The organism is Streptomyces sp. NPDC006643 (genome assembly GCF_042870175.1).
In the GTDB taxonomy this organism is placed as follows: Bacteria; Actinomycetota; Actinomycetes; order Streptomycetales; family Streptomycetaceae; genus Streptomyces.
Map to the genome: position 1 here is coordinate 1 of NZ_JBIAHA010000007.1, position 19,899 is coordinate 19,899.

19 protein-coding genes and 1 rRNA gene are annotated in these 19,899 nt (G+C 70.4%); 7 read left to right on the forward strand and 13 right to left on the reverse strand.

The features are described from left to right. Positions 1–87 (forward strand): 5S ribosomal RNA (rrf, locus tag ACFYNU_RS11220); the annotation flags it as partial. Positions 88–196: 109 nt separating this feature from the next. Here the strand turns inward: rrf and ACFYNU_RS11225 are convergent. From ACFYNU_RS11225 to ACFYNU_RS11240, 4 genes are read right to left on the reverse strand one after another with little or no spacing between them, the layout of a single operon-like run. Beyond that, positions 197–898, reverse strand: a complete 702-nt coding sequence (locus tag ACFYNU_RS11225) for a response regulator transcription factor (protein ID WP_356596448.1) — start codon at positions 896–898, stop codon at positions 197–199. Beyond that, the gene (locus ACFYNU_RS11230) at positions 895–2,184 is read right to left on the reverse strand and encodes a histidine kinase (protein WP_356596446.1); all 1,290 of its coding nucleotides are present in this window, start codon (positions 2,182–2,184) and stop codon (positions 895–897) included. The genes ACFYNU_RS11225 and ACFYNU_RS11230 overlap by 4 nt, the downstream gene beginning before the upstream one ends. A 10-nt stretch (positions 2,185–2,194) precedes the next feature. Beyond that, positions 2,195–3,004, reverse strand: coding sequence for an ABC transporter permease subunit (locus ACFYNU_RS11235; RefSeq protein ID WP_356596444.1), 810 nt, complete (start codon positions 3,002–3,004; stop codon positions 2,195–2,197). Beyond that, positions 3,001–3,972 (reverse strand): ATP-binding cassette domain-containing protein, encoded by a 972-nt coding sequence (locus ACFYNU_RS11240; RefSeq protein WP_356596442.1) that lies wholly within the window; start codon positions 3,970–3,972, stop codon positions 3,001–3,003. Before ACFYNU_RS11240 ends, ACFYNU_RS11235 begins: the two co-directional genes overlap by 4 nt. A 157-nt stretch (positions 3,973–4,129) precedes the next feature. Here ACFYNU_RS11240 and ACFYNU_RS11245 point away from each other — a divergent pair, with 157 nt between their 5' ends. Continuing rightward, positions 4,130–4,702, forward strand: coding sequence for a GNAT family N-acetyltransferase (locus ACFYNU_RS11245; RefSeq protein ID WP_356596440.1), 573 nt, complete (start codon positions 4,130–4,132; stop codon positions 4,700–4,702). 61 nt (positions 4,703–4,763) lie between these two features. On the opposite strand, the gene ACFYNU_RS11250 is transcribed toward ACFYNU_RS11245, so the two are convergent. The 7 genes from ACFYNU_RS11250 to ACFYNU_RS11280 all read right to left on the reverse strand — a co-directional run bounded on the left by ACFYNU_RS11250 (position 4,764) and on the right by ACFYNU_RS11280 (position 12,272). After that, positions 4,764–6,359 carry a type IV secretory system conjugative DNA transfer family protein gene (locus tag ACFYNU_RS11250; RefSeq protein WP_356596438.1) on the reverse strand — a complete coding sequence of 532 codons (1,596 nt, stop codon included), beginning with the start codon at positions 6,357–6,359 and terminating at the stop codon, positions 4,764–4,766. A gap of 5 nt (positions 6,360–6,364) precedes the next feature. Next, entirely contained in the window at positions 6,365–7,813 is a 1,449-nt protein-coding gene (locus tag ACFYNU_RS11255) for an ATP-binding protein (RefSeq protein WP_356596436.1), read from the reverse strand. Further along, positions 7,813–7,938, reverse strand: a complete 126-nt coding sequence (locus ACFYNU_RS11260) for a hypothetical protein (protein ID WP_356596434.1) — start codon at positions 7,936–7,938, stop codon at positions 7,813–7,815. The genes ACFYNU_RS11255 and ACFYNU_RS11260 overlap by 1 nt, the downstream gene beginning before the upstream one ends. Next, entirely contained in the window at positions 7,935–9,500 is a 1,566-nt protein-coding gene (locus ACFYNU_RS11265) for an SCO6880 family protein (protein ID WP_356596432.1), read from the reverse strand. The genes ACFYNU_RS11260 and ACFYNU_RS11265 overlap by 4 nt, the downstream gene beginning before the upstream one ends. Further along, positions 9,497–10,867 (reverse strand): hypothetical protein, encoded by a 1,371-nt coding sequence (locus tag ACFYNU_RS11270; RefSeq protein ID WP_356596430.1) that lies wholly within the window; start codon positions 10,865–10,867, stop codon positions 9,497–9,499. Before ACFYNU_RS11270 ends, ACFYNU_RS11265 begins: the two co-directional genes overlap by 4 nt. Further along, complete coding sequence (locus tag ACFYNU_RS11275) at positions 10,857–11,726, reverse strand: hypothetical protein (RefSeq protein ID WP_356596428.1); 870 nt, start codon at positions 11,724–11,726, stop codon at positions 10,857–10,859. The genes ACFYNU_RS11270 and ACFYNU_RS11275 overlap by 11 nt, the downstream gene beginning before the upstream one ends. Positions 11,727–11,963: 237 nt before the next feature. Next, positions 11,964–12,272 carry a membrane protein gene (locus ACFYNU_RS11280; protein ID WP_023540597.1) on the reverse strand — a complete coding sequence of 103 codons (309 nt, stop codon included), beginning with the start codon at positions 12,270–12,272 and terminating at the stop codon, positions 11,964–11,966. Positions 12,273–12,781: 509 nt separating this feature from the next. Here ACFYNU_RS11280 and ACFYNU_RS11285 point away from each other — a divergent pair. From ACFYNU_RS11285 to ACFYNU_RS11305, 5 genes are all read left to right on the forward strand, one after another. After that, complete coding sequence (locus ACFYNU_RS11285; RefSeq protein WP_356596426.1) at positions 12,782–13,171, forward strand: hypothetical protein; 390 nt, start codon at positions 12,782–12,784, stop codon at positions 13,169–13,171. A 23-nt stretch (positions 13,172–13,194) separates the two neighbouring features. Further along, positions 13,195–15,051, forward strand: a complete 1,857-nt coding sequence (locus ACFYNU_RS11290) for an alpha/beta hydrolase (RefSeq protein ID WP_356596454.1) — start codon at positions 13,195–13,197, stop codon at positions 15,049–15,051. A 95-nt stretch (positions 15,052–15,146) separates the two neighbouring features. Then, positions 15,147–15,644 (forward strand): hypothetical protein, encoded by a 498-nt coding sequence (locus ACFYNU_RS11295; protein WP_356596424.1) that lies wholly within the window; start codon positions 15,147–15,149, stop codon positions 15,642–15,644. A gap of 168 nt (positions 15,645–15,812) precedes the next feature. Further along, positions 15,813–16,826, forward strand: coding sequence for a bifunctional lytic transglycosylase/C40 family peptidase (locus ACFYNU_RS11300; protein ID WP_356596452.1), 1,014 nt, complete (start codon positions 15,813–15,815; stop codon positions 16,824–16,826). Between the two features lie 326 nt (positions 16,827–17,152). Continuing rightward, positions 17,153–17,902 carry a phosphatase PAP2 family protein gene (locus tag ACFYNU_RS11305; protein ID WP_356596422.1) on the forward strand — a complete coding sequence of 250 codons (750 nt, stop codon included), beginning with the start codon at positions 17,153–17,155 and terminating at the stop codon, positions 17,900–17,902. Positions 17,903–17,911: 9 nt separating this feature from the next. On the opposite strand, the gene ACFYNU_RS11310 is transcribed toward ACFYNU_RS11305, so the two are convergent. Both ACFYNU_RS11310 and ACFYNU_RS11315 read right to left on the reverse strand, forming a co-directional pair. Further along, positions 17,912–19,495: an FAD-binding oxidoreductase gene (locus ACFYNU_RS11310; RefSeq protein ID WP_356596420.1), complete on the reverse strand. Its 1,584-nt coding sequence runs from the start codon at positions 19,493–19,495 to the stop codon at positions 17,912–17,914. Between the two features lie 48 nt (positions 19,496–19,543). After that, positions 19,544–19,720: a hypothetical protein gene (locus tag ACFYNU_RS11315; protein ID WP_356596418.1), complete on the reverse strand. Its 177-nt coding sequence runs from the start codon at positions 19,718–19,720 to the stop codon at positions 19,544–19,546. Between the last annotated feature and the right edge of the window lie 179 nt (positions 19,721–19,899).

The following is a 19,899-nucleotide window of genomic DNA, read 5'->3' on the forward strand; positions in this document are numbered from 1 at the left end:
GGTTACATTCCGAACCCGGAAGCTAAGCCTTTCAGCGCCGATGGTACTGCAGGGGGGACCCTGTGGGAGAGTAGGACGCCGCCGAACAATCTTTGGCCTCAACCCCCGGACTGTGTCCGGGGGTTGAGGCATTTCTGCGTTCAAAACCCTTGACCCTGTCACCTTGACCCCCTTTCACGACGGGTTCATGGCGGGTTCACGACGGGCGGACCAGCTTCGCCTCGTACGCCAGGATTACCGCCTGGACGCGGTCGCGCGATCCCGTCTTTGCCAGAACACGGCCCACATGTGTCTTCACCGTCGACTCCGCGAGGTGGAATCGGGTGGCGATCTCCGCGTTCGTCCAGCCCTGGCCGATGACAGTGAGGATTTCCTGTTCCCGGTCGGTGAGGAGGGCTATTCCTGGGTGGGGTGCCTCGGGTTCCGCCGGCTTGTTCGGTTCGCCTTCCGTGCCCTGGCCTCGGCCGTCTGCCGGGAGGTGGTGGACGTACGCGTCCAGCAGGCGGCGGGTGAGGCTCGGTGCCACGACCGCGTCGCCGCTCGCCACCGCGCGGATGCCGGACAGCAGCTCCTCGGGGAGGGCGTCCTTGACGAGGAAGCCGCTGGCGCCGGCGCGGAGGCCCGCGTACGCGTACTCGTCCAGGTCGAAGGTGGTCAGGATGAGCACCTTCGTACGGCTGCCTGCGGCGACGATACGGCGCGTGGCCTCGATGCCGTCGAGGCCCGGCATCCGGACATCCATCAGGACCACGTCCGGGTGGAGTCGGGCGATCAGGCGTACGGCTTCGGCGCCGCCGCTCGCCTCGCCCACCAGGGCCATGTCGTCCTGGCTCTCCAGCAGCATCCGGAAGCCCAGGCGCTGTAGGGGCTGGTCGTCGGCGATCAGTACGGTCGTCACAGCCGGTCGTCCTCGTCGTTCGGCAGATGCAGATGGACCCGCCAGCCGCTGTCGGGCGGTGATAGCGGTCCGACGTCAAGTGTGCCCGCGTACAGGGCGGTTCGCTCACGCATGCCGGTGATGCCGCGGCCTCCCGGCCCAGGTGGGGCGGGTCGGCCCGCGCCTCGGCCCGTGTCGGTGATCTCCGCGGTGACGGAGTTGGGTGTGCGGCTGAGTGCGACCGTCGCCGTGGCGTCCGGGCCGGCGTGCTTGAGGGTGTTCGTGAGGGCTTCCTGGACGATCCGGTAGACCGTGAGCTGGCGGCCCGTCGGTACGGCTTCGAGATCGCCGGTGACCGTGACACGCACCGGCAGGCCGGCTGCCCGTACGCCGTCGATCAGTTGGTCCAGTTCGCCGACGCCGGGCTGAGGTGTCAGCTCGGCGGGGGTGCCGGGGCCGGTGTCGTTCTGGAGGATGTCGAGCAGACGGCGCAGTTCCGTGAGGGCCTGGCGGCTGGTGGTGGCGATCGCGTCCAGGGCCTCGGTCGCGCGCTGCGGGTTCTTCTTCGCCGCGTACGAACCGCCGTCCGCAAGGCCCGTGATGACCGAGAGGTTGTGACCGAGGATGTCGTGCATCTCGCGGGCGATTCTGGTGCGTTCGGCGGCGGTCGCGAGTTGGGCCTGCTGGTCGCGTTCGATCTCCAACTGCTTCGCCCGTTCTCTCAACGACGCCGTGTACTCCTGTCTCGTACGCACCGCGATCCCCAGCAGTGCCACCGCCGCGAAGCTGGTCAGTGACGACTGGAGAGGGACGACCCAGCCGTCCGCCGGGAAGCGGGCCGCGGTGACAACGAGGGGGACGGTCAGCAGGCCGCCGGTCAGGGCGAGTTGGCGGGTCGGCAGCCGTAGCGCGATGTTGAAGACGACGATCAGCTGGCAGAACACGGCGATCTGGAGTCCGGCGCCCGACCAGGCGTGCAGCACGGCGAACGGGAGCATCGCGAGCAGCGCGCCGAGCGGGTGCGTACGGCGGCGCAGCACGGTCAGGGGCAGGGCGACGGTGCAGACGGCCGCCGGCCACAGGGGCACGTCGGGGTTGGGCGCGACCATTCGCCAGCCGCCCGTTGCCACGTCGAGCGCGCCGCCCAGCAGCAGGCAGCCGGTCAGCAGCAGATCCCAGACGAGCGGGCGCGACTCGTCGAAAACGAGGATGCGTTGAGCCGCGCGGTTGACTAGCTGGGTGAGCGTTTCGCCGCCCGCTGGTGCTCCTGCCGCCGCCCGTGCCCCTGGCTCTGTCCCTGCCGTCATTCGTCCATCGTCATACATCTCGGCGCTTCAGCAGCCGGCCCGCCGCCACCAGTGCCATCAGCGCCCACAGGCACAGGGCGAGCAGGGCCGTGCCGTCCGACAGCGCCCCGTCGTGCTGCTGGACCGCCCCGAGGGATTCGCCGGCGCGGGCCGGGAAATACGCGACGGCGTCCTGAACGGCGCTGGAGGGCACCGCCGACAGCACCTCCGGGAGGATCACCGCCCCCGCGAAGAACGCCCCGATGGCCCCAGGCACGGACCGGATCAGCGCGCCCAGGCCGAGGCCGAGCACTCCGAAGAGGGTGAGCGCGACCGCCGTGCCCGCGACGGCGCCCGCGATCCCCGGGTCGGTGAGCGAGGCTGCCATGTCCGTGTCCGAGAGGAAGAGCTGGGCGAGCAGGAAGGTCGCGAGGACGGTGATGGAGGACACGGCCAGAGCCACCGCGGCGAAGACCGTCGCCTTGGCCCACAGGACGGGGAGCCGTCGGGGTACGGCGGAGAGCGAGGCGCGGATCATGCCGGTCGAGTACTCGCCCGCGCTGAACAGCACACCGAGCACGGGCAGCAGAATCTGCCCGAACTGGACGCCGATCAGGGTCAGTACGACCGGGTCGCGGACCTCGCCGATGCCGCCGCCGGCCGGCTCGTGGCCGATCGCCATGACCAGACCGGTGCCGAGGATGAGGACCGACGCCGTCGAGAGCGTGATCCAGGTGGAGCGCAGGGTCCAGAACTTGTGCCATTCGGAGCGCAGGACACGGGCGGGGGTGACGCCCAGGCGCGTGCTTCTCGTGGTCTTCGCGCTGCTCACGGTGCTCATGCGGTCGCTCCTGTCGGTGTGTCGTGGGTGGAGGCCTGGGTGGCAGCCCCGGCCTGGTACTCGACCTCGTCGCGCGTCAGGTCCATGAAGGCCTGTTCCAGCGACGCGGTGCGCGGCGTCAGCTCGAACACGGGGACGGCGTGGGCGGCGGCGATACGGCCGATGTACTCGCCGTCGGCGCCCCGTACGGTCAGCTCGTCGGGGTCCGAGCCCGGCGTGATCTCGATACCGGGGCCTTCGAGCAGCACTGAGAGTGTCCGGGCGTCGGGGGAGACGACCTTCATGGCCGCGACGCCCCAGTCCCGTACGAAGTCGGCGACCGTCGTCTCGGCCAGCAGCCGGCCGCGGCCGATGATGATGAGGCGTTCGGCGGTCAGCGCCATCTCGCTCATGAGGTGGGAGGAGACGAAGACCGTACGGCCTTCGGCGGCAAGGGACTTGAGGAGGTTACGGATCCACAGGACGCCCTCCGGGTCGAGACCGTTGACCGGTTCGTCGAGGATGACCGTGGCCGGGTCGCCGAGCAGGGCCGCCGCGATGCCGAGGCGCTGGCCCATGCCCAGGGAGAAGCCCTTCACCCGGTGTCCCGCGACATCGGTGAGGCCGGTCAGGTCCAGGACGTGCTCGACCCGGGAGCGGGGGATGCCGTGGGTGTGGGCGAGTGCCATCAGATGGTGGTGGGCGGTGCGGCCCGGGTGTACGGCGCGGGCCTCCAGCAGGGCGCCGACCTCGTGGAGCGGGGCGGGGTGCGCGGCGTAGGCGCGACCGCCGACGGTGACGCTGCCGGCGGTGGGGGCGTCGAGGCCCAGGATCATGCGCATGGTGGTGGATTTGCCGGCGCCGTTGGGTCCGAGGAAGCCGGTGACGGCGCCCGGCTCGACGGTGAAGGTGAGGTGGTCGACGACGGTCTTGCCGGTTCTGTCGGTCCGGCCGCCGTAGCGTTTGGTGAGTCCGTTGGCCTTGATCATGGCTTTGACGGTAGGCAGCGGGCGAGTGCGGAACGTCGGACCGGGGGTGGGTACCGCGTACGGGGCGTCCTACCCCGGTACGACTCGGTGCGGCCGGTGCGGCCCGGTGCGGCGAAACCCGTTTGTGCGCGGGGCCGTGGGCACGGAGGATCGCGGGATGAGTCAGACACCTGCTGTACGGGCTGTGCGCGCCGTACGCGCCGACGAATGGGCCAGGGCCCGGGAACTGCGCCTGGAGGCCCTGCGGGATCCCGCCGCGCCGGTCGCCTTCCTAGAAACGTACGAGGACTCCGTACGGCGCCCGGACTCCTTCTGGCGTGAGCGGACGGAGCGCGCGGCGCGCGGCACGTCGGCGCGGCAGTTCGTGGCCGAGCCGGCGGACGGCGAGTGGGTCGGTTCGGTGGTGGTGCTGGTCGAGCGGCGGGGTGCGACCGATGCGCTGGGCGGGGTGAGCGCGTACGACCAGGCGCATCTCGTCGCTGTGTATGTACGGCCCGAGCATCGCGGCTTCGGTGTCCTGAAGGAGCTGTTCGACGCGGCCACCGGGTGGGCCTGGTCACTGGAGGAGCCCCGTGTCGAGCGGGTGCGGCTGTATGTGGACGAGCGGAACGGGCGGGCGCGGGCCGCCTACCGCAAGCTCGGATTCGAACCGACCGGGGTGATCATTCCTGTGGCGAACGACCCCGGCGCGCAGGAGTTCGAGCTCGCGGTGGCGCGGCCGACGGACTGAGCGCAACGGCAAGAGTGAGGATCAGGCCCAATTCAAACTCAGGTCCAAGCCCAGCTAAGGCTCAGGCGGGCAGTTCCTGGTGAGGCCAGCGGTCCGGCCAGCGGTCGCGGCCCTGTTCGCGCGAGCGCAGCAGGGCCAGCGCGGGCATCCCCTGCTCGTCCCCGTCGGCCAGCAGATCCGGCAGCGCGGGCAGTGGCGCCACCGCCGCCACGTCGTCGAGGACCAGCGTCATTGGTGGGTCGAGCCGACCGGCGGATGACCGTGCGGCCATGCGGCGGCCGTGCTCGACCACGCTTGAGGCGAGAGCGGTCAGCAGCGGCATCGCTCCCGGACGAGTGCGCGGATCTTCGATCGGCTCACCCACCACATAAAGCGTGCCCCCCTCGGCGGGATAAGAATCCAGCGCGAGCGAGTCGGCTCGATTGGGTGTGCACGCCTCACGGATGTGGACGGACGTCAGCGAGGCCAGCGCGCGAGTGGTCAACTGCTGGGCGATCTCCCGGCGTTCGGGGTGCCCGGTGAGTGCGGACTCCAGCAGCCCCGCGAGTCCGGAGGCGGCCTTGGGGTGCGTACGCAGGAGCCGTACGGCTTCGTGGGCGCCGCCGCCCTGCGCCCACCGGTGCACCTGCTTGAAGGGCCGCGCGTCCACGGCGGCGGCGTGCAGCCAGCAGCGCAGCAGGGTCTCCGCCGTGTCGGCCATGGCGGCGTCGAGGCGGGCCAGCGGGCGTACGGGGGCGAGGAGGGCCGCGGCGCGGGCGGCGGCGGTGTCGGGGTCCTCGCAGCCGGTGGTCGGGGACCAGTGGAGGCGGGCCGGGGTGTCGCAGAGGTGGCCGGGGTCGTAGACGAGGACGGGGCCGAGTTTGGCGCGGGCGTCCTTGGTCTCGGCCCAGACGGTGGGGTCGGACGTGACGACGAGCGCGGGGCCTTCGGCGTCCTGGATGGCCTGCACGGCGGCGGGGCGGCGGGTCTGGGGGCCGCCGTAGCGGACGTGGACGTGGGGGGCGGTACGGGGAGCGGGGACGGCGACAGGGAGCGGGAGAGGCTCCGTGGCCGGGTCGGGGGCCGGGCCGGGGGCCGGGCCGGGGGCCTGTTCGACCGGGGCGAGGTGCGCGGGCCAGGGAGAGGGTGCGGGAGGCCCAGGTGCGGGAGTTGGGGTCGGCTGGGCAGGTGGTGGTGCGTACGGTGTCGGCGCCGGGGTCTCCCGTACGGGCTCCCGCAGCCGTTGCTCGGCCCGCTCCTCGGCCCGCTCCTCCGCCCGTTCCCGTGCCAGCTCGCGTTCCCGGAGCCGTACCGTACGCAGCGCGCGCCGGCGGGTCACCACGCCCAGCACGAACACCGTCAGCACGGCCGCGACCATCAGCTCGCCTATGAACAGGCCCCAGAACAGCCCGTATCCCGACAGCTCGCCCGGCGGGGTGTCCGGCCAGGCGGCCTGGAGGTCCTGCGGGGTCGAGATCAACTGCCGTACCGCCATCGGCGTACGGGTGAAGGTCACCGAGTCCGGCCACGAGCCGTGGGCGAAGAGCGCGGCGAGGCCCGTCGCCGTCCACGCGAACAGCGTGAACCCGAGCAGGAAGCCCAGCACGCCCAGGATCAGCCCGTCCGGAATCCCGCGCTGATCGCCCGGCCTGGGCCCGGATCCACCGCCCGCCGCCATACCGCTCAGGCCACCGTCGACTCGGAGGAGGCGTTCAGCCGTTGCTGCTCCATGAGGATCGCGCGCTGTTCCGCCTCCCACTCGGCGGCCCGTACGTCGTCGGGCAGCCCGCCGCTGAGGGCGTCGGCCGCGTCGGAGGCGTCGGACGCCTGGCTGTTCTCCGTCATCGCGCGGTCGGTGAAGACCAGGGGACGTTCGGCCTCGGTGACCAGGTGTTTGACGACCTGGACATTGCCGTTGACGTCCCACACCGCGATACCGGGTGTGAGGCTCGGGATGATCTCGACCGCCCAGCGCGGCAGCCCGAGGACCTGACCGGTCGCCCGTGCCTCGTCGGCCTTCTGGGCGTAGATCGTTCTGGTCGACGCCATCTTGAGGATGGCGGCGGCTTCCTTGGCGGCGGCGCCGTCGACCACGTCGGAGAGATGGTGGACGACCGCCACGAACGAGAGACCCAGCCGGCGGCCGAACTTGAGAAGCCGCTGGAAGAGCTGAGCGACGAACGGGGAGTTGATGATGTGCCAGGCCTCCTCGACCAGGAAGATGCGTTTCTTCCGGTCGGGGCGGATCCAGGTGTGCTCCAGCCAGACGCCGACGATCGCCATCAGGATCGGCATCGCGATCGAGTTGCGGTCGATGTGCGAGAGGTCGAAGACGATGAGCGGCGAGTCCAGGTCGATACCGACGGTCGTCGGGCCGTCGAACATGCCGCGCAGGTCACCGTCGACGAGCCGGTCGAGGACGAGGGCGACGTCCAGGCCCCAGGCCCGTACGTCGTCTATGTCCACGTTCATCGCCTCGGCCGACTCCGGCTCGGGGTGCCGCAGTTGCTCCACGATGTCCATGAGGACGGGCTGGCGCTCGGTGATCGTGGCGTGGACGTAGGCGTGCGCGACCTTGAGGGCGAAGCCGGAACGCTCGTCCAGGCCGTGCCCCATGGCGACTTCGATGATCGTGCGGAGCAGGGCGAGCTGCCCGGTCGTGGTGATCGCCGGGTCGAGCGGGTTGAGCTTGATGCCGCCGTCCAGGGCCGCCATCGGGTCGAGCCGGATGGGGGTTATACCCAGCTGCTGCGCGATGAGGTTCCACTCGCCCGCGCCGTCCTCGCCCTGCGCGTCGAGGACGACGACCTGGCGGTCGCGGAAGCGCAGCTGCCGGAGGACGTATGTCTTCTCCAGCGCCGACTTGCCGTTGCCGGACTCACCGAGGACCAGCCAGTGGGGGGCGGGGAGTTGCTGCCCGTACAGCTGGAAGGGGTCGTAGATGTAGCCCTTGCCGCTGTAGACCTCGCGGCCGATGATGACGCCGGAGTCGCCGAGGCCGGGGGCGGCGGTCGGCAGATAGACGGCCTGCGCCTGGCCGGTCGAGGTACGGACCGGCAGCCGGGTGGTCTCCACCTTCCCGAAGAGGAGGGTGGTGAAGGCGTCCGTGAAGGCGGACATGGGATCTCGCATCACAGGCCCCTATCAGCGGCGGTCGGCTTCTGACTGGCGGTCGTCGGTTGGACAGTGATCGGTTCGATGGCGATCGTCTTGACGGTCGGCGGTTCGATTTCGATGGTGATCGGCTTGACGGTCATCGGCGGATGCCGGTCGCGAACGGCAGGGTGTTCACGAATGCCCGGTGGTGCTCGCGGTCGCACCACTCCAGTTTCAGATACGACTTGCCGGCCGATGCCCGGATCGTCCGCTTGTCCCTGGCCAGGGCCTCGGGCGAGCGGGACGACACCGTGATGTACCCGACGATGTTGACTCCCGCCGCACCGCTGGCGAGGTCCTCGCCACGCTGGTCGAGCCGGCCGTGTGCCGCGATGTCGCGCGGGTCGACGGTGCGGTTCATCTTGGCGGCGCGGCTCGCGTCGGCCTCGTCGTTCGTCTTCTCCGTGAGCATCCGCTCGATGGCGACCTCGGTGGGCTCCAGGTCCATGCAGACCGCGACCGTACGGATCACGTCGGGCGTGTGGACGAGCAGCGGGGCGAGGAAGTTCACGCCGACCGGAGTCATCGGCCACTCCTTCACCCAGGCCGTGGAGTGGCACCAGGGTGCGCGCGTGGACGACTCGCGAGTCTTGGCCTGGAGGTACGTGGGCTCCATGGCGTCCAGCTCGGCGGGCCAGGCGTTGCGCTTCGTCATGGCCTGGATGTGGTCTATGGGGTGGTCCGGGTCGTACATCGAGTGCACGAGTGAGGCGAGCCGCGCCTGCCCGAGCGGCTGGCGTACACGGATGTCGGCCTCGGCGAGACGGGCGCAGATGTCGGTGAGTTCGCGGGCCATGACGACGGCGAGCCCGGCGTCCCTGTCGAGCCTGCGGCCCCGGCCCTTGCCGCCCGCGGCCTGGCGGGTGGCGCGGGCCATGGCCTGGCCCTCGGAGGCCAGTTCGCGGGTGTAGTGCATGCAGGCCACGAGGTAGGCGCGGTGCTGCTCGCTGGAGGTGGAGACCATGGACTGGAGTTGCTCGTACGACTCCTGGAGCCAGCCCGGGGACGCGGAATCGCCGCGCTGGGCGACGTCCTTGGCGTGCGCGTCGGGGTCGGCGGGGAGCGTACGGGCGAGCATCTGGAGGCGGGTGACGAAGCCGTCGCCGTTGGCGACGTGCTTGAGGAGCGTGCCGAAACGGTCCACGAGGGCTTCCTGGTCCTCGCTGTCGCGCAGGCCGACGCCGGGGCCCTCGATCTCGATGGCGGCGGTGACGGTGCGGCGGTCGGCGTGGAGCAGTACGGCGATCTCGTCGGGCCCGAAGGGCGCGGCCAGCCAGTTGATCCGTCCGATACCGGGGGGCGGTCCGACCTCGACCTCGCGTCCGTCGGCGGCGGTGCCGGCCTCCATGGCGGACGAACGGTAGGTGGTGCCGTTGCGCAGGGTGCGTTTGTAACTGCGGTTGATCTCGAACCACTTGTAGAACGTGCGGTGCTTGTACGGGACGTACACCACGGCCAGCGCGAGGAGCGGGAACCCGAGCAGCGTCACGATCCGCAGCGACAGGACGGGGACGATGAGCCCGCTCATCATGCCGAGGAACGCGCCGGCGATGATCAGCGCGATCTCGCCCGTCTCACGGTTCTTGCCGACGATCGCGTTCGGCCGCGCGCGGCCGATGAGATACGTGCGGCGGGGCGCGATCGGGTGGGACTGAGTCGTCAACGCCCTCCACCTCCTGTGCTGTTGTTACCGGTTCCGCGAGCGCCGTGGCTGCTGCGGCTGCTGTGGGGTGTGCCGCTGGTGGGGCTGCTGGAGCGGGGGGCGGAGGCGGGCGAGGGGACGCCGCCACCTCCGCCTCCGCCGCCGCCGGACGAAGGGCGGCTGCTGTGGGCGGCGACACCGCCGGAGACAGGATTGGACGGGCGGGCGCCGCTGTTGCCGCTGTCGACGCCTCCGCCGCCCCGGCCGCTGTGGGTCTTGATGCCCTGCGAGACGACACCGGCGGGCGAACTGATCACCGCGGCGGCCCGGCCGCCGTCCGTGGACAGCTTGGCGTTGCTGCGGGCACTCGCGATCTCGTCGCCGAAGCCGGGGACGAAGCGGTAGATCATGGCGGAGGCGAAGATCGCGAGAAGGATGATGGCGAGCCCGGAGACGACGGCTGAGAAGGAGTCGGGGCCCTCGTCGGACGACGTGAGCGCCCCGGCGAGACCGAGGACGATGACGATGACGGGCTTCACCATGATGACGGCGATCATCAGGCCCGCCCAGCGGCGTACATGGCCCCACATGTTCTTGTCGACGAGCCCGGCGTAGACGACGACGCCGAGGAGGGCGCCGACGTAGAGCAGGATCGCCCGGATGAACAGCTCCAGATAGAGGATGCCGGCGGCGAGGATCGTCACGAGGGACACGACGATCAGCATGATCGGCCCGCCGCCGATCTCGGTGTCCTTCTTCAACGCCTCGGAGAACGTCCCGAAGAACACGTCCGTCTGCCCACTGGTCCCACCCGCGATGACCTCGGTGACGGCGTCGGTGGCGGAGACGAGGGTGTAGAGGATGAGCGGGGTGAAGGCGGAGGCGAGGACGGTGAGCCAGAGGAACCCGATGGCCTCGGAGATGGCGGTGGTGAGCGGGACGCCGCGGATGGCGCGCTTGGCGACGGCGAGGAGCCAGAGGATGAGGGTGAGGATGGTGGCGGCGGCGAAGACGACGGCGTACTGGGAGAGGAACGCGGTGTTGGTGAAGTCGACCGTGGCGGTGTCCTTCACGGCCTTGGAGAGGGTGTCCACGGTCCACGCGGCGGCGTCGGCGCAGCCGCGGGCGAGGGAGGTGAGGGGGTCGAGGGCGCTGGTGGGGTCGTTGAGGGAGTTGTTGCCGGAGCGGGAGCCGGCGCCGGCTTCTCCGTTGTCGCAGAAGTCGCGGGCGGGGCCGACGATCAGGTCGCAGTTTTCCTCGTTGGACGGCGAGGGTGTGGGGGAGGGCGTCGGCGCGGCGACGGCCCGAGTCGCCAGAAGCACCGCCGAGGTCTGCACCACGGCGAGAACACCGGCGATCTTGAGTGAGAGGCGGCGGCTACCGGGCATAGGTGAACCCTCCGTACTCTTCGACAGCCTTCGCGATCTCATCGGCGTTGGAGGCCGTACGGTCGGTGTTGACCGGTGCCGGACCGTCCTTCTGGGCAAAGCTCCCGACCTTCCAGTCGTCGCCCACCCACTGAAGCTTGAGCGTCATGGTGAACCAGTCGTTGGTCACCGGATTCGTGGAGCTGACACCGGCCGTGCCGAACACGCCGGTGCACCAGACCTCCACGGTGGCGGAACTGTCCGTGAACTGCGTGACCTTGGTTCCGACCGGAGCCGTACGTGAGACGTAGGTCAGGCCCTCGGCGGCGTTGCCGTTCTCGTCGAGACCGAGCTTGTCGAGGAACGCCTTGTCGTAGGCCGCGTCGAACTTCGCTTCAAGGTCCGTCGCCTTGTCGGGCGCGAAGACCTGACTCATGATCTGTTCGCGTGCCGCGGGACGCAGGATGTCGGCGGACACCAGAGTCACCGCGTAGTTCGCCGCCGCGCTCTCCGCCCCCTGCTCATCCTTCGCGAACCCCGAAGGAATCCCCCCGCTCTTCCCCGTCACCGGCTTCACCCCCGACGCCGCCGTCGGTTCCGAGCCGGCCGCTCCGTCGCCGCCGCCGCCCGTGCCCGACGCACCCGTGTCGCCGCCGCCTCCGCGGTTCGCGAACGCGATAGCCGCGATAAGCAGCACCACGACACCCACCACCGCGATCAGCGAGCGCGAGCTGCGCTGGGGGCGCCGGCCGGGGCCGCCGTACCCGTCGCCGCCCCCGCCGTCCGGCAGGCGCGTACGGGTCTGGCCCATGCCGCCGAAGTTGTCGTCCGTCGTACGGCCCGGGTCGCCCCCGTGACCGTGCTCATCGCCGAAGCTCATGCCGCGTCCGCCCCCTCGACCGGTTCAACCGTGTGCTGTTCCGCTTGCGGTACCGCGTACGACGGTAGCGCTGGTTTCCGCGCGGACGCGGTGTGGTGACTCGACATCAGGGAGACGCAACCTCGGCGGATGGGCGCGACGGACGGATGGTGTGGGGACGGGTGGCGTTGTGTCGGATGGGATCGAGGTTGGGCCGGGCGTACGGGTGTGCCCGGTGCGGATCGGACCGATGCGGCGCTAGACAGCCATCCCGTACACAATCGTGAAGACCGTCCCGAGGGACCCGATGATGAAGACGCCTGTCAGGCCGGCCACGATCAGGCCCTTGCCCTGCTCCGCGCTGAAGGTGTCCCGCAGAGCCGTCGCGCCGATACGCTGCTTGGCGGCGCCCCAGATCGCGATGGCGAGACAGAGCAGGATGGCGACGGCCATCACCACCTGGACAATGACACGCGCTTCGGTGCCGAGGTTCCCGAAGGGTCCCCAGCTCGGAGCGATACCACCGATGATGGTGTTGATGTCGCCCTTCTCGGCTTCCACGTCCATGCAACTCACCGCCCCTGTTGGGTTGTTAAGTGCCCGCGCCGGGCGGCACGGATCGCCTTCTATCTTCGCTGATGGAACCGGCCTCGTATGCCGACTTGGCGGGTCTCTTTACCCGATCCCCGCACGTTTGACCGATCCGACTGCCCTGACCTGCGTCGTGAACCGGAGTATGCGGGTACGCGTATGGTCACTCTGTGTATCACGGAGGGTGACTCCGGGCAATGATTGGCGTTGTGCACTCTTGAGCCCGCCGCGGTTTTGCGTCCGTGCGCCATCCGTGCGCCATCCCCGCCCCGCCCGTGCGGCCCGCGATCGGAAGCCGGGCCCACCGTACGGGTGAACCTGCCCGGAGCGCCCGCCTGTTGTCGAAGGCGTCCGATGCCAACGGGGAGCGGGCTTCTCGCCCTCCCGCCCCGCGGCGGCCGGATCTTCCGCACCTCATCGACCCCGTCCCGGGTTGGGACAGTGCCACCCGACATCCCGGACACCAGTGGACAAGGACGGGCGGCATGGCGGGCATGGCAGGCACGGCGGGCGGTTTGCGGGCGTTGGCCGACGAGGCGGACGCGGCACCGTCGGCGCCGGGGGAGCGGCTGAGGCACAGCGACGGGCCCTGGACCCGGGCGGCGGGCGGGGCCGAGGTGATGCGCACACAGATGTCGTACCTCAGGGCGGAGTTCGAAACGGCGCACGAGGGCGTGGCGGGCTGCGGCGACGGGCTGAGCGTCGTCGCGGTCCTGGGCACCGTACGTACGTCGTGGGAACGGCGCATCGAGGCAGCCCGCGACGAGTGCGGAAGCCTCGGGGGCCGGCTGCGCGCGGTGGCGAAGACGCAGGGCGAGCACGACAGCGCGGTCAGGTCGGGGCTGGCGGGGGTCGACGCGGGGGCGGGTCGTTGAGCCCGCTCGGCCCGGCGAGTGCGGTGACGCCGGTGAGTGGCGGGCTGACCTGGGCGCAGTTACGGGACGTGAGATGCGCCGAGTTGGAGGGCGCGGCGGACGGCTGGGGCAAGGCCAGCAACCGCGCGGACGCGGCACGCGACCGGATCGACAAAGGGCTCCTCGCGGGGCTGACCGCGACTCAGGAGGGCGAGGCGGCGCGGGCGGCGGTCGGCCGGCTGCGGGCGCTGGGGCGGAACCTGTCGTACATCTACACGGAGTGCGGACTGGTCCGTACGACGCTGAACAGCCTCGCCCAGGACCTGCGTCGTACACAACGGCAGCTCCGGGACGCGCTGGAGGAGGCGGCGGGCCTGAAGTTCACCGTGCGGCCGGACGGGGCGGTGAGCTATCCGGCGGCCGGGGAGGACCCGCACACGAAGGAGGAACTCCGGGGCGGTACGGCGTCGGGCCACGCGTATCTGCGGTCCGCCCCGCCGCCGGGGCTCACGAGCCCGAACCCCCTCGCGGCGAAGGCGCAGGCCATCGCGGACCGGATCGCCCGCGCGCTGAGCGAGGCGGCGGAGATCGACGCGCGGTACGCGGGCACGTTGCGGAAGCTGACCGCGCAGGAGGGTCTGCACGTCACGGACGCGATGTGGACGGACGCGAGCGCGGACGCGGCGGCGGTACGCGCGCTGACGGCGGACTACCTCCGCGCCGCGATCCCCCTCGACGCGACGGCGCCGGAACGCCTGGCTTGGTGGCAGAGCCTGACGGCGGAACAGAGGGAGGAGTACCTGGCGGTCCACCCGGACGTGATCGGCAACCTGGACGGCATCCCCTCCCCGGTCCGCGACGCGGCGAACCGCGACAACCTGGCGCTGCTGATGGGCAAGTTGGCGGGCGCGGAGGACGACAGGTCGCGGACGATGCTGGCGGGACTGAGATCCATCGACAGCCAGTTGCGGGCCGGCGGGCATCCGCCGATGTTTCTGCTGGGTATCGGGGACGAGGGGAATGGGCGGGCGATCGTTTCGTACGGGAATCCGGATACGGCGCGGAATGTGTCGGCGTATGTGCCGGGGCTGGGGACGGGGTTGGACGAGGCGTTCGCGGAGAACGATTTGAAGCGGGCGAGAGACACCATGCTGGGTGCGTCTGAGTACGACAGTTCGACGGCGTCCATCGTGTGGCTCGGCTATGACGCGCCGCAGCTTTCGGTGAATGACATCACGGGAAATACGGACGTCATGTTCACCGACAACGCGGCGGCGGGGGCGGCGGCGTACGGGGACTTCATGGCGGGAATCGCGGCGACGAACGGGAACGACGACCCGCATTTGACGGCCATGGGCCACTCCTACGGCTCCCTGACGGTGGGCCAGGCCGCCCAGCGGAACGGCGGTATTCCGGGCGTGGACGACATTGTGCTGGTGGGCAGCCCGGGAACGGGCGCGGATTCCGCGGACGACCTGGGGGTGGGCAGAGCGCACGTCTATGTGGGCGCGGCCGAGAACGACCCGGTGACGCGTATGCCGGCGAAGGGCGAGGCGCAGGGCATGGGAATGGGCGCGCTGGGCGGCGCATCGGTGGGAGCGGCGCTGGGCGGCCCGGTGGGGGCGGCGCTCGGCGGGGCGGGTGGCGCGACGATGGCGTATTTCGCGCAGGACGCGCAGACGGAGAAGAGCGAGATCTGGTTCGGGACGGACCCGGCGCACGAGGATTTCGGGGCGAGGAGATTCAGGGTGGATGAGGGGAGACGGCCGGTGATGGATATGGGCGGGGTTGACGCGCACTCCAACTATTTCGACCCGGATCGTGATGAGGTATCCGCTCGGAATGTCGCCAAGATCGTTGCCGGTAGAGGACAGGACATCAGCATGCAGGATCCACGATGAGAATTGCGCGAGCCGTTTGCGTTCCGCTGCTGCTTGCTGTGGCCGGATGCGGACTTACGCCAAATACGGATGCTCCGGAGGGGAAGCGGTCGGATATGAACATGCAGGAGGCCGCCGAGAGAGCGGACAGGATTGTCCAGCAGACAATCGATTCGGTACGGCCGGAGCTTCGCTGGAACCATGGTCCGTCGAGCGACAAGGTGTGCACCGACTTCAAGAACGACTCCCTCGGCACGGGTTCGGTGAAGCGTCGAGCAGCGATCATGACTGTGGTCTCAAAGGAGCGACGCGGCAGTTTGCTCGGTGTCGTGGAGCGCGCTTGGAAGTCGCGAGGCTATGAGATCACCAGCGTGGATGCGGACGAAGAGCTGCCCGCCATCTACGCGGCGACTCCGGACGGGTTTCGCATGAGCGTGGCCGTCGCGGGCGAAGGCCAGTTCTTCTTCTCCATCACCACCCCCTGCTTCACCGAGTCCGACGTCGCTGATCCCAAGACCGAGCCGAACACCCCGCACCGCGAAGGTGGATACCCCCAGCGTCCCGACATCCACGACGACTTCTGGTCCGCCACCACACCCCCACCCCCCACCTGATCCACAGTCAGCACCCCTCCGCACCCCTCCCACCCCCTGTGGCACAGTCGTTCCCGTGGCCGTGGATGCCCTCCGGAGGCGTGTCCGAATAGGGCCGACACGACAGGCGGGAAAATAGCGGTGAACGTGGCCCGGATGGGGGAGGGTTGAGGGGTGCGTAGATTCTGGATGGCCGGCGCGGTCGGGCTCGGGTTGAGCCTGGGCTTCATCGCGCTGCTCGTCGTCGGGACGTACTCCGCCGCGGCCGGGCTCGCCGGTGGTGCGGGGGGTGGCGGGGCCGTCGGGTTGGCCAAGGGGGCCGTGCCCGCGAAGTATCAGCGGCTGGTGCAGGAGTGGGGCAATCTCTGTCCCGCGATCAATCCCGCGCTGCTCGCCGCGCAGTTGTACCAGGAGAGCGGCTGGGACCCCGACGTCGTGAGCCCGGCGCAGGCCCAGGGCATCGCGCAGTTCATCCCGGGGACCTGGGCGGCGCACGGGGTCGACGGGGACAAGGACGGCGACCGTGACGTCTGGGACCCGGAGGACGCGATTCCGTCGGCCGCGTCGTACGACTGCAAACTCGCCGGGTACGTCGACGATGTGCCGGGCGATCAGACGAAGAACATGCTCGCGGCGTACAACGCGGGCGCGTACGCGGTCATCAAGTACGGGGGCGTCCCGCCGTACGCGGAGACGCAGAACTATGTGAAGGTCATCACCACCCTCCAGCAGAGCTTCGCCCGCCCCGTCGGCCGCGTGGAGCCCTCCCGGCAGGCCGCCGCCGCCATCTACTACGCGCAGCAGAAGCTCGGCACGAAGTATCTGTGGGGCGGCAACGGCACTCCCGAGCAGGGGGGCCGGTTCGACTGTTCCGGGCTGACGCAGGCCGCCTACCGGTCCGTCGACATCGAGTTGCCGCGTGTGGCCAACGATCAGTACAACGCCGGCGAGCACCCCTCGCGGGACGAGCTCATGCCCGGCGATCTGGTGTTCTTCTCCGACGACCTCACCAACTCGCGGGCCATCCGGCATGTGGGGATCTACGTCGGCGGCGGATACATGATCAACGCGCCGTACACCGGTGCCGTGATCCGGTTCGACAAAATCGATACCCCCGACTACTTCGGAGCGACCAGAGTCACCGAAGACGGCGCGAAATCGCTGCCGACCGGTCTGCCCACCGAGCGCAGGGCCGGTACGTAAAACGGCTGACGGGACGTCGGACCGACGGGGCTTAAGGGCGGCGGCGCGTTGACGTCCGGAAGGGTGGAGTCGGGCCTCGTCCGGGGCGCGCGTGGCCGGAATTATCCGTTCGTTCACCCCTCTGAGCTGGGACGATGTGTCACTCTTCGATAACGTCCTGGAGATCGTCCGGTGAAGACTGGAACCTGTAGGGGAATCAGGCCGTTCCCTGGACTGGGGCTGTGGCGTTGATCGCGCAGCACTGACCGCAGGTACCACGAGGGTTGGTGGAAGCGATACGCCCGGAGGCGTGTCGTGGTGGGCGACAAGGCAAGGGGCCGCAGCACATGGCTGGACTCGCGATCGATGGGTCGAACCCCGACGTCAGCCTGCTCTACGACATCAACGGGCTGGCCGGGTCGGCTCCTGGGTGGTTCGACCGCGGCATGGAGTTCGCCGGCGAGTACGGGATCATGATCGGGCTCGTCCTGGTCACGCTCTGGTGCTGGTGGAGCGTGCGGCGGCGGGGAGCGGCCGAGGATTCCGTGGCCGCCGTCGCCGGGTTGCTGTGGGCGCCGCTGGCCGCCGGTGTCGCGTTGCTGATCAACATCCCGATCCGGGAGTTCGTCGGGCGCGACCGGCCCTTCGTCGACCACATGGGGCTCGATGTCCTCGTGGCGGGCAAGGGCGGCTTCTCCTTCGTCAGCGACCACTCGACCATGGCCATGGCCCTGGCCGCGGGCATCTTCGTCGCGCACCGCAGATTCGGGCTCGTCGCGATCGGCCTCGCGCTGGTCGCGGGCTTCAGCCGGATCTATGTGGGTGTGCACTACCCGACCGACGTGATCGGCGGGTTCGCCCTCGGTACGGCCGTGGTGCTGCTCCTCGCGCCCCTCGCGATGGCGCTGCTCACCCCGCTGGTGTCGGCGGTCTGCCGGTCGCGGCGGGCGGGGCTGCTCGTACGGTCACGGGCCGCGCGCGACGCCGACCGGGCCGAGGCCGAGGCCGCCGGTGCCGCGGCGGCGGCAGGAACGCCCGGGACCCGGCCACTCGGCATCCCCGAGCCGCGGCCCGACGACAACAACCTCGCCGCGTAGTCCTTGACGTCAGAGCGCCTGCGGGAAGTCGAACAGGCGCTTCGGGTCGTAGCGGGCCTTCAGCTGCTTCAGGCGGGGGGCCGCCTTGCCGTAGTACGCCGTGCGCCAGTCCGCCAGCGCCGGGTCCGTGTAGTTCTGGTACGCCGCGCCGGAGGCGTGGCGCCGTAGCGAATCTTGGCTGGTTTTCAGCCATGCCCGCTGTGAGGTGCCGGGAGTGCCGGGCTGCCAGGACGCCACGTACTGGGCGAGCATCCGCGAGCCCCGGTGCACGAAGGACGTCGCGAGCGAGTCGACGCGGTTGATCGCGCCGCCGAGCGCGGTCAGCGCGACCGTGCCCGACCCCGCGCCGTCGCCGGCCTCGATCCGGCTGAAGTCCTCCACGGCCGACAGCACGGCGGCGATGCCCGCCGGCGACAGCGAACGGTCGAAGAAGTCCGAGGTCGCGGCGTACGTCTCCCGTCGCAGCGCACCGTCCTCGTCGCGGCCGGGTGTCGTGCCCGGCAGCCGGCACTGGTCCTCGCTGAATCCGGCGCAGCCGGCGTACGCGAGCATCGACTCCTCGTAGCCGCGCGGGCGCAGTGAGACGAAGCTCGCCGGTGAGCCCGCGCGGTCGGCGAGCCGGTCGAGGGCGTTCTTGAGGTCGGACTCGGCGCCGAGGGTGAAGGCGGAGACCGAGACCGTCGGGTCCGCGCCGCCGCCCGCGCCGACCGCGAGATGGAGCGAGGACCAGATCTCGTCCGGCTGGTCGGGGCCCCACTCCTGCCATGCCGCGAGCACCGAACGGGCTTTTGACCAGGGCCAGTTGAGGTTCGCCGCCACGCCGGTGGAGGCGGGGTGGGTCCGGAAGCGCAGCTCGGTGACGACGCCGAAGTTGCCGTTGCCGGCGCCCCGCAGGGCCCAGAAGAGGTCCGGGTGCTGCTCGGCGTCGGCGGTCAGGCGCCGGCCGTCGGCGGTCACGATCGTCGCGGAGGTGAGGCTGTCGCAGGTCAGACCGTACGCGCGGGAGACGACCCCGTGCCCGCCGCCCAGGGTGAGTCCGGAGATGCCGACGGTGGCGCAGGAGCCGCCGGGGATCGTACGGTCCCGCCGGGCGAGCGCGCGGTAGATGTCCACGAGCTTGGCGCCCGCGCCGATCACCCCGTCCGACGCGGCGTCGCCGAGGCCGTCGAGCGAGGAGATGTCGATGACGAGCCGGCCGTCGCCGCTGGACCACCCCGCGTAGGAATGGCCGCCGTTACGGATCGAGACGGGTGTGCCGTGCGTACGGGCGAAGGCCAGGCACTCCCGGATGTCGTCCTCGCCCGCCACATAGGCGACGGCCGCGGGCTTCAGAGCGTCGAAGCGGGTGTTGTAGAGCTGGCGGGCCGTCGCGTACGCGCTGTCCTCCGGGCGTACGAGCTGACCGTCCAGCCCCGAGGCGAGCGCGCCCCAGGAAGGGGAGGCGGTGGGGGTGGGGCTGGGGGAGGTGCGCTGTGGCGGGGGCTTGTTCGCGGTGGAGCCCGGCGAGCTGTCTCCGCCGTCGCTCGTGCACGCGCTCACCGCGCCGGCCGTTGTCACGGCCAGCGCGCCGGTCAGCAGTGTGCGCCGTTCCATGGGCCGTCCTCCCCCGGTGCCTGCGCAATGGCAGTGATGTCGGTGATGTCAGTCTGCCGTCTCGTGCGACGCGGCGTCCGCTCTGGCCCGGTCGCGGGAGCGCCTGGCCGGTCCCGACCAGCCGCACTCGCAGCGGGCGAGGGCGAACGAGCCGCGCTCGACAGTCGATGTGGAGTGGGGGGCGTGGGAGGAGGTGGGCGGGTCCGAGGTTTCTTGCTCGCGCACTTCTCCACCGTACTCGCGCGTGCGTTCGCGGCCCGCCGTGGTGCGTGACGAGGCGCGCGGGGCGTCGTTATCGGGACAGGACGCCTCTCGGGCACGTGAGGGCACGCGATGGCACCTGATGGCACCTGATGGCGGATGACAGCAGGCGACGGCGGACGACGGCGGCACGGCAAGCAACG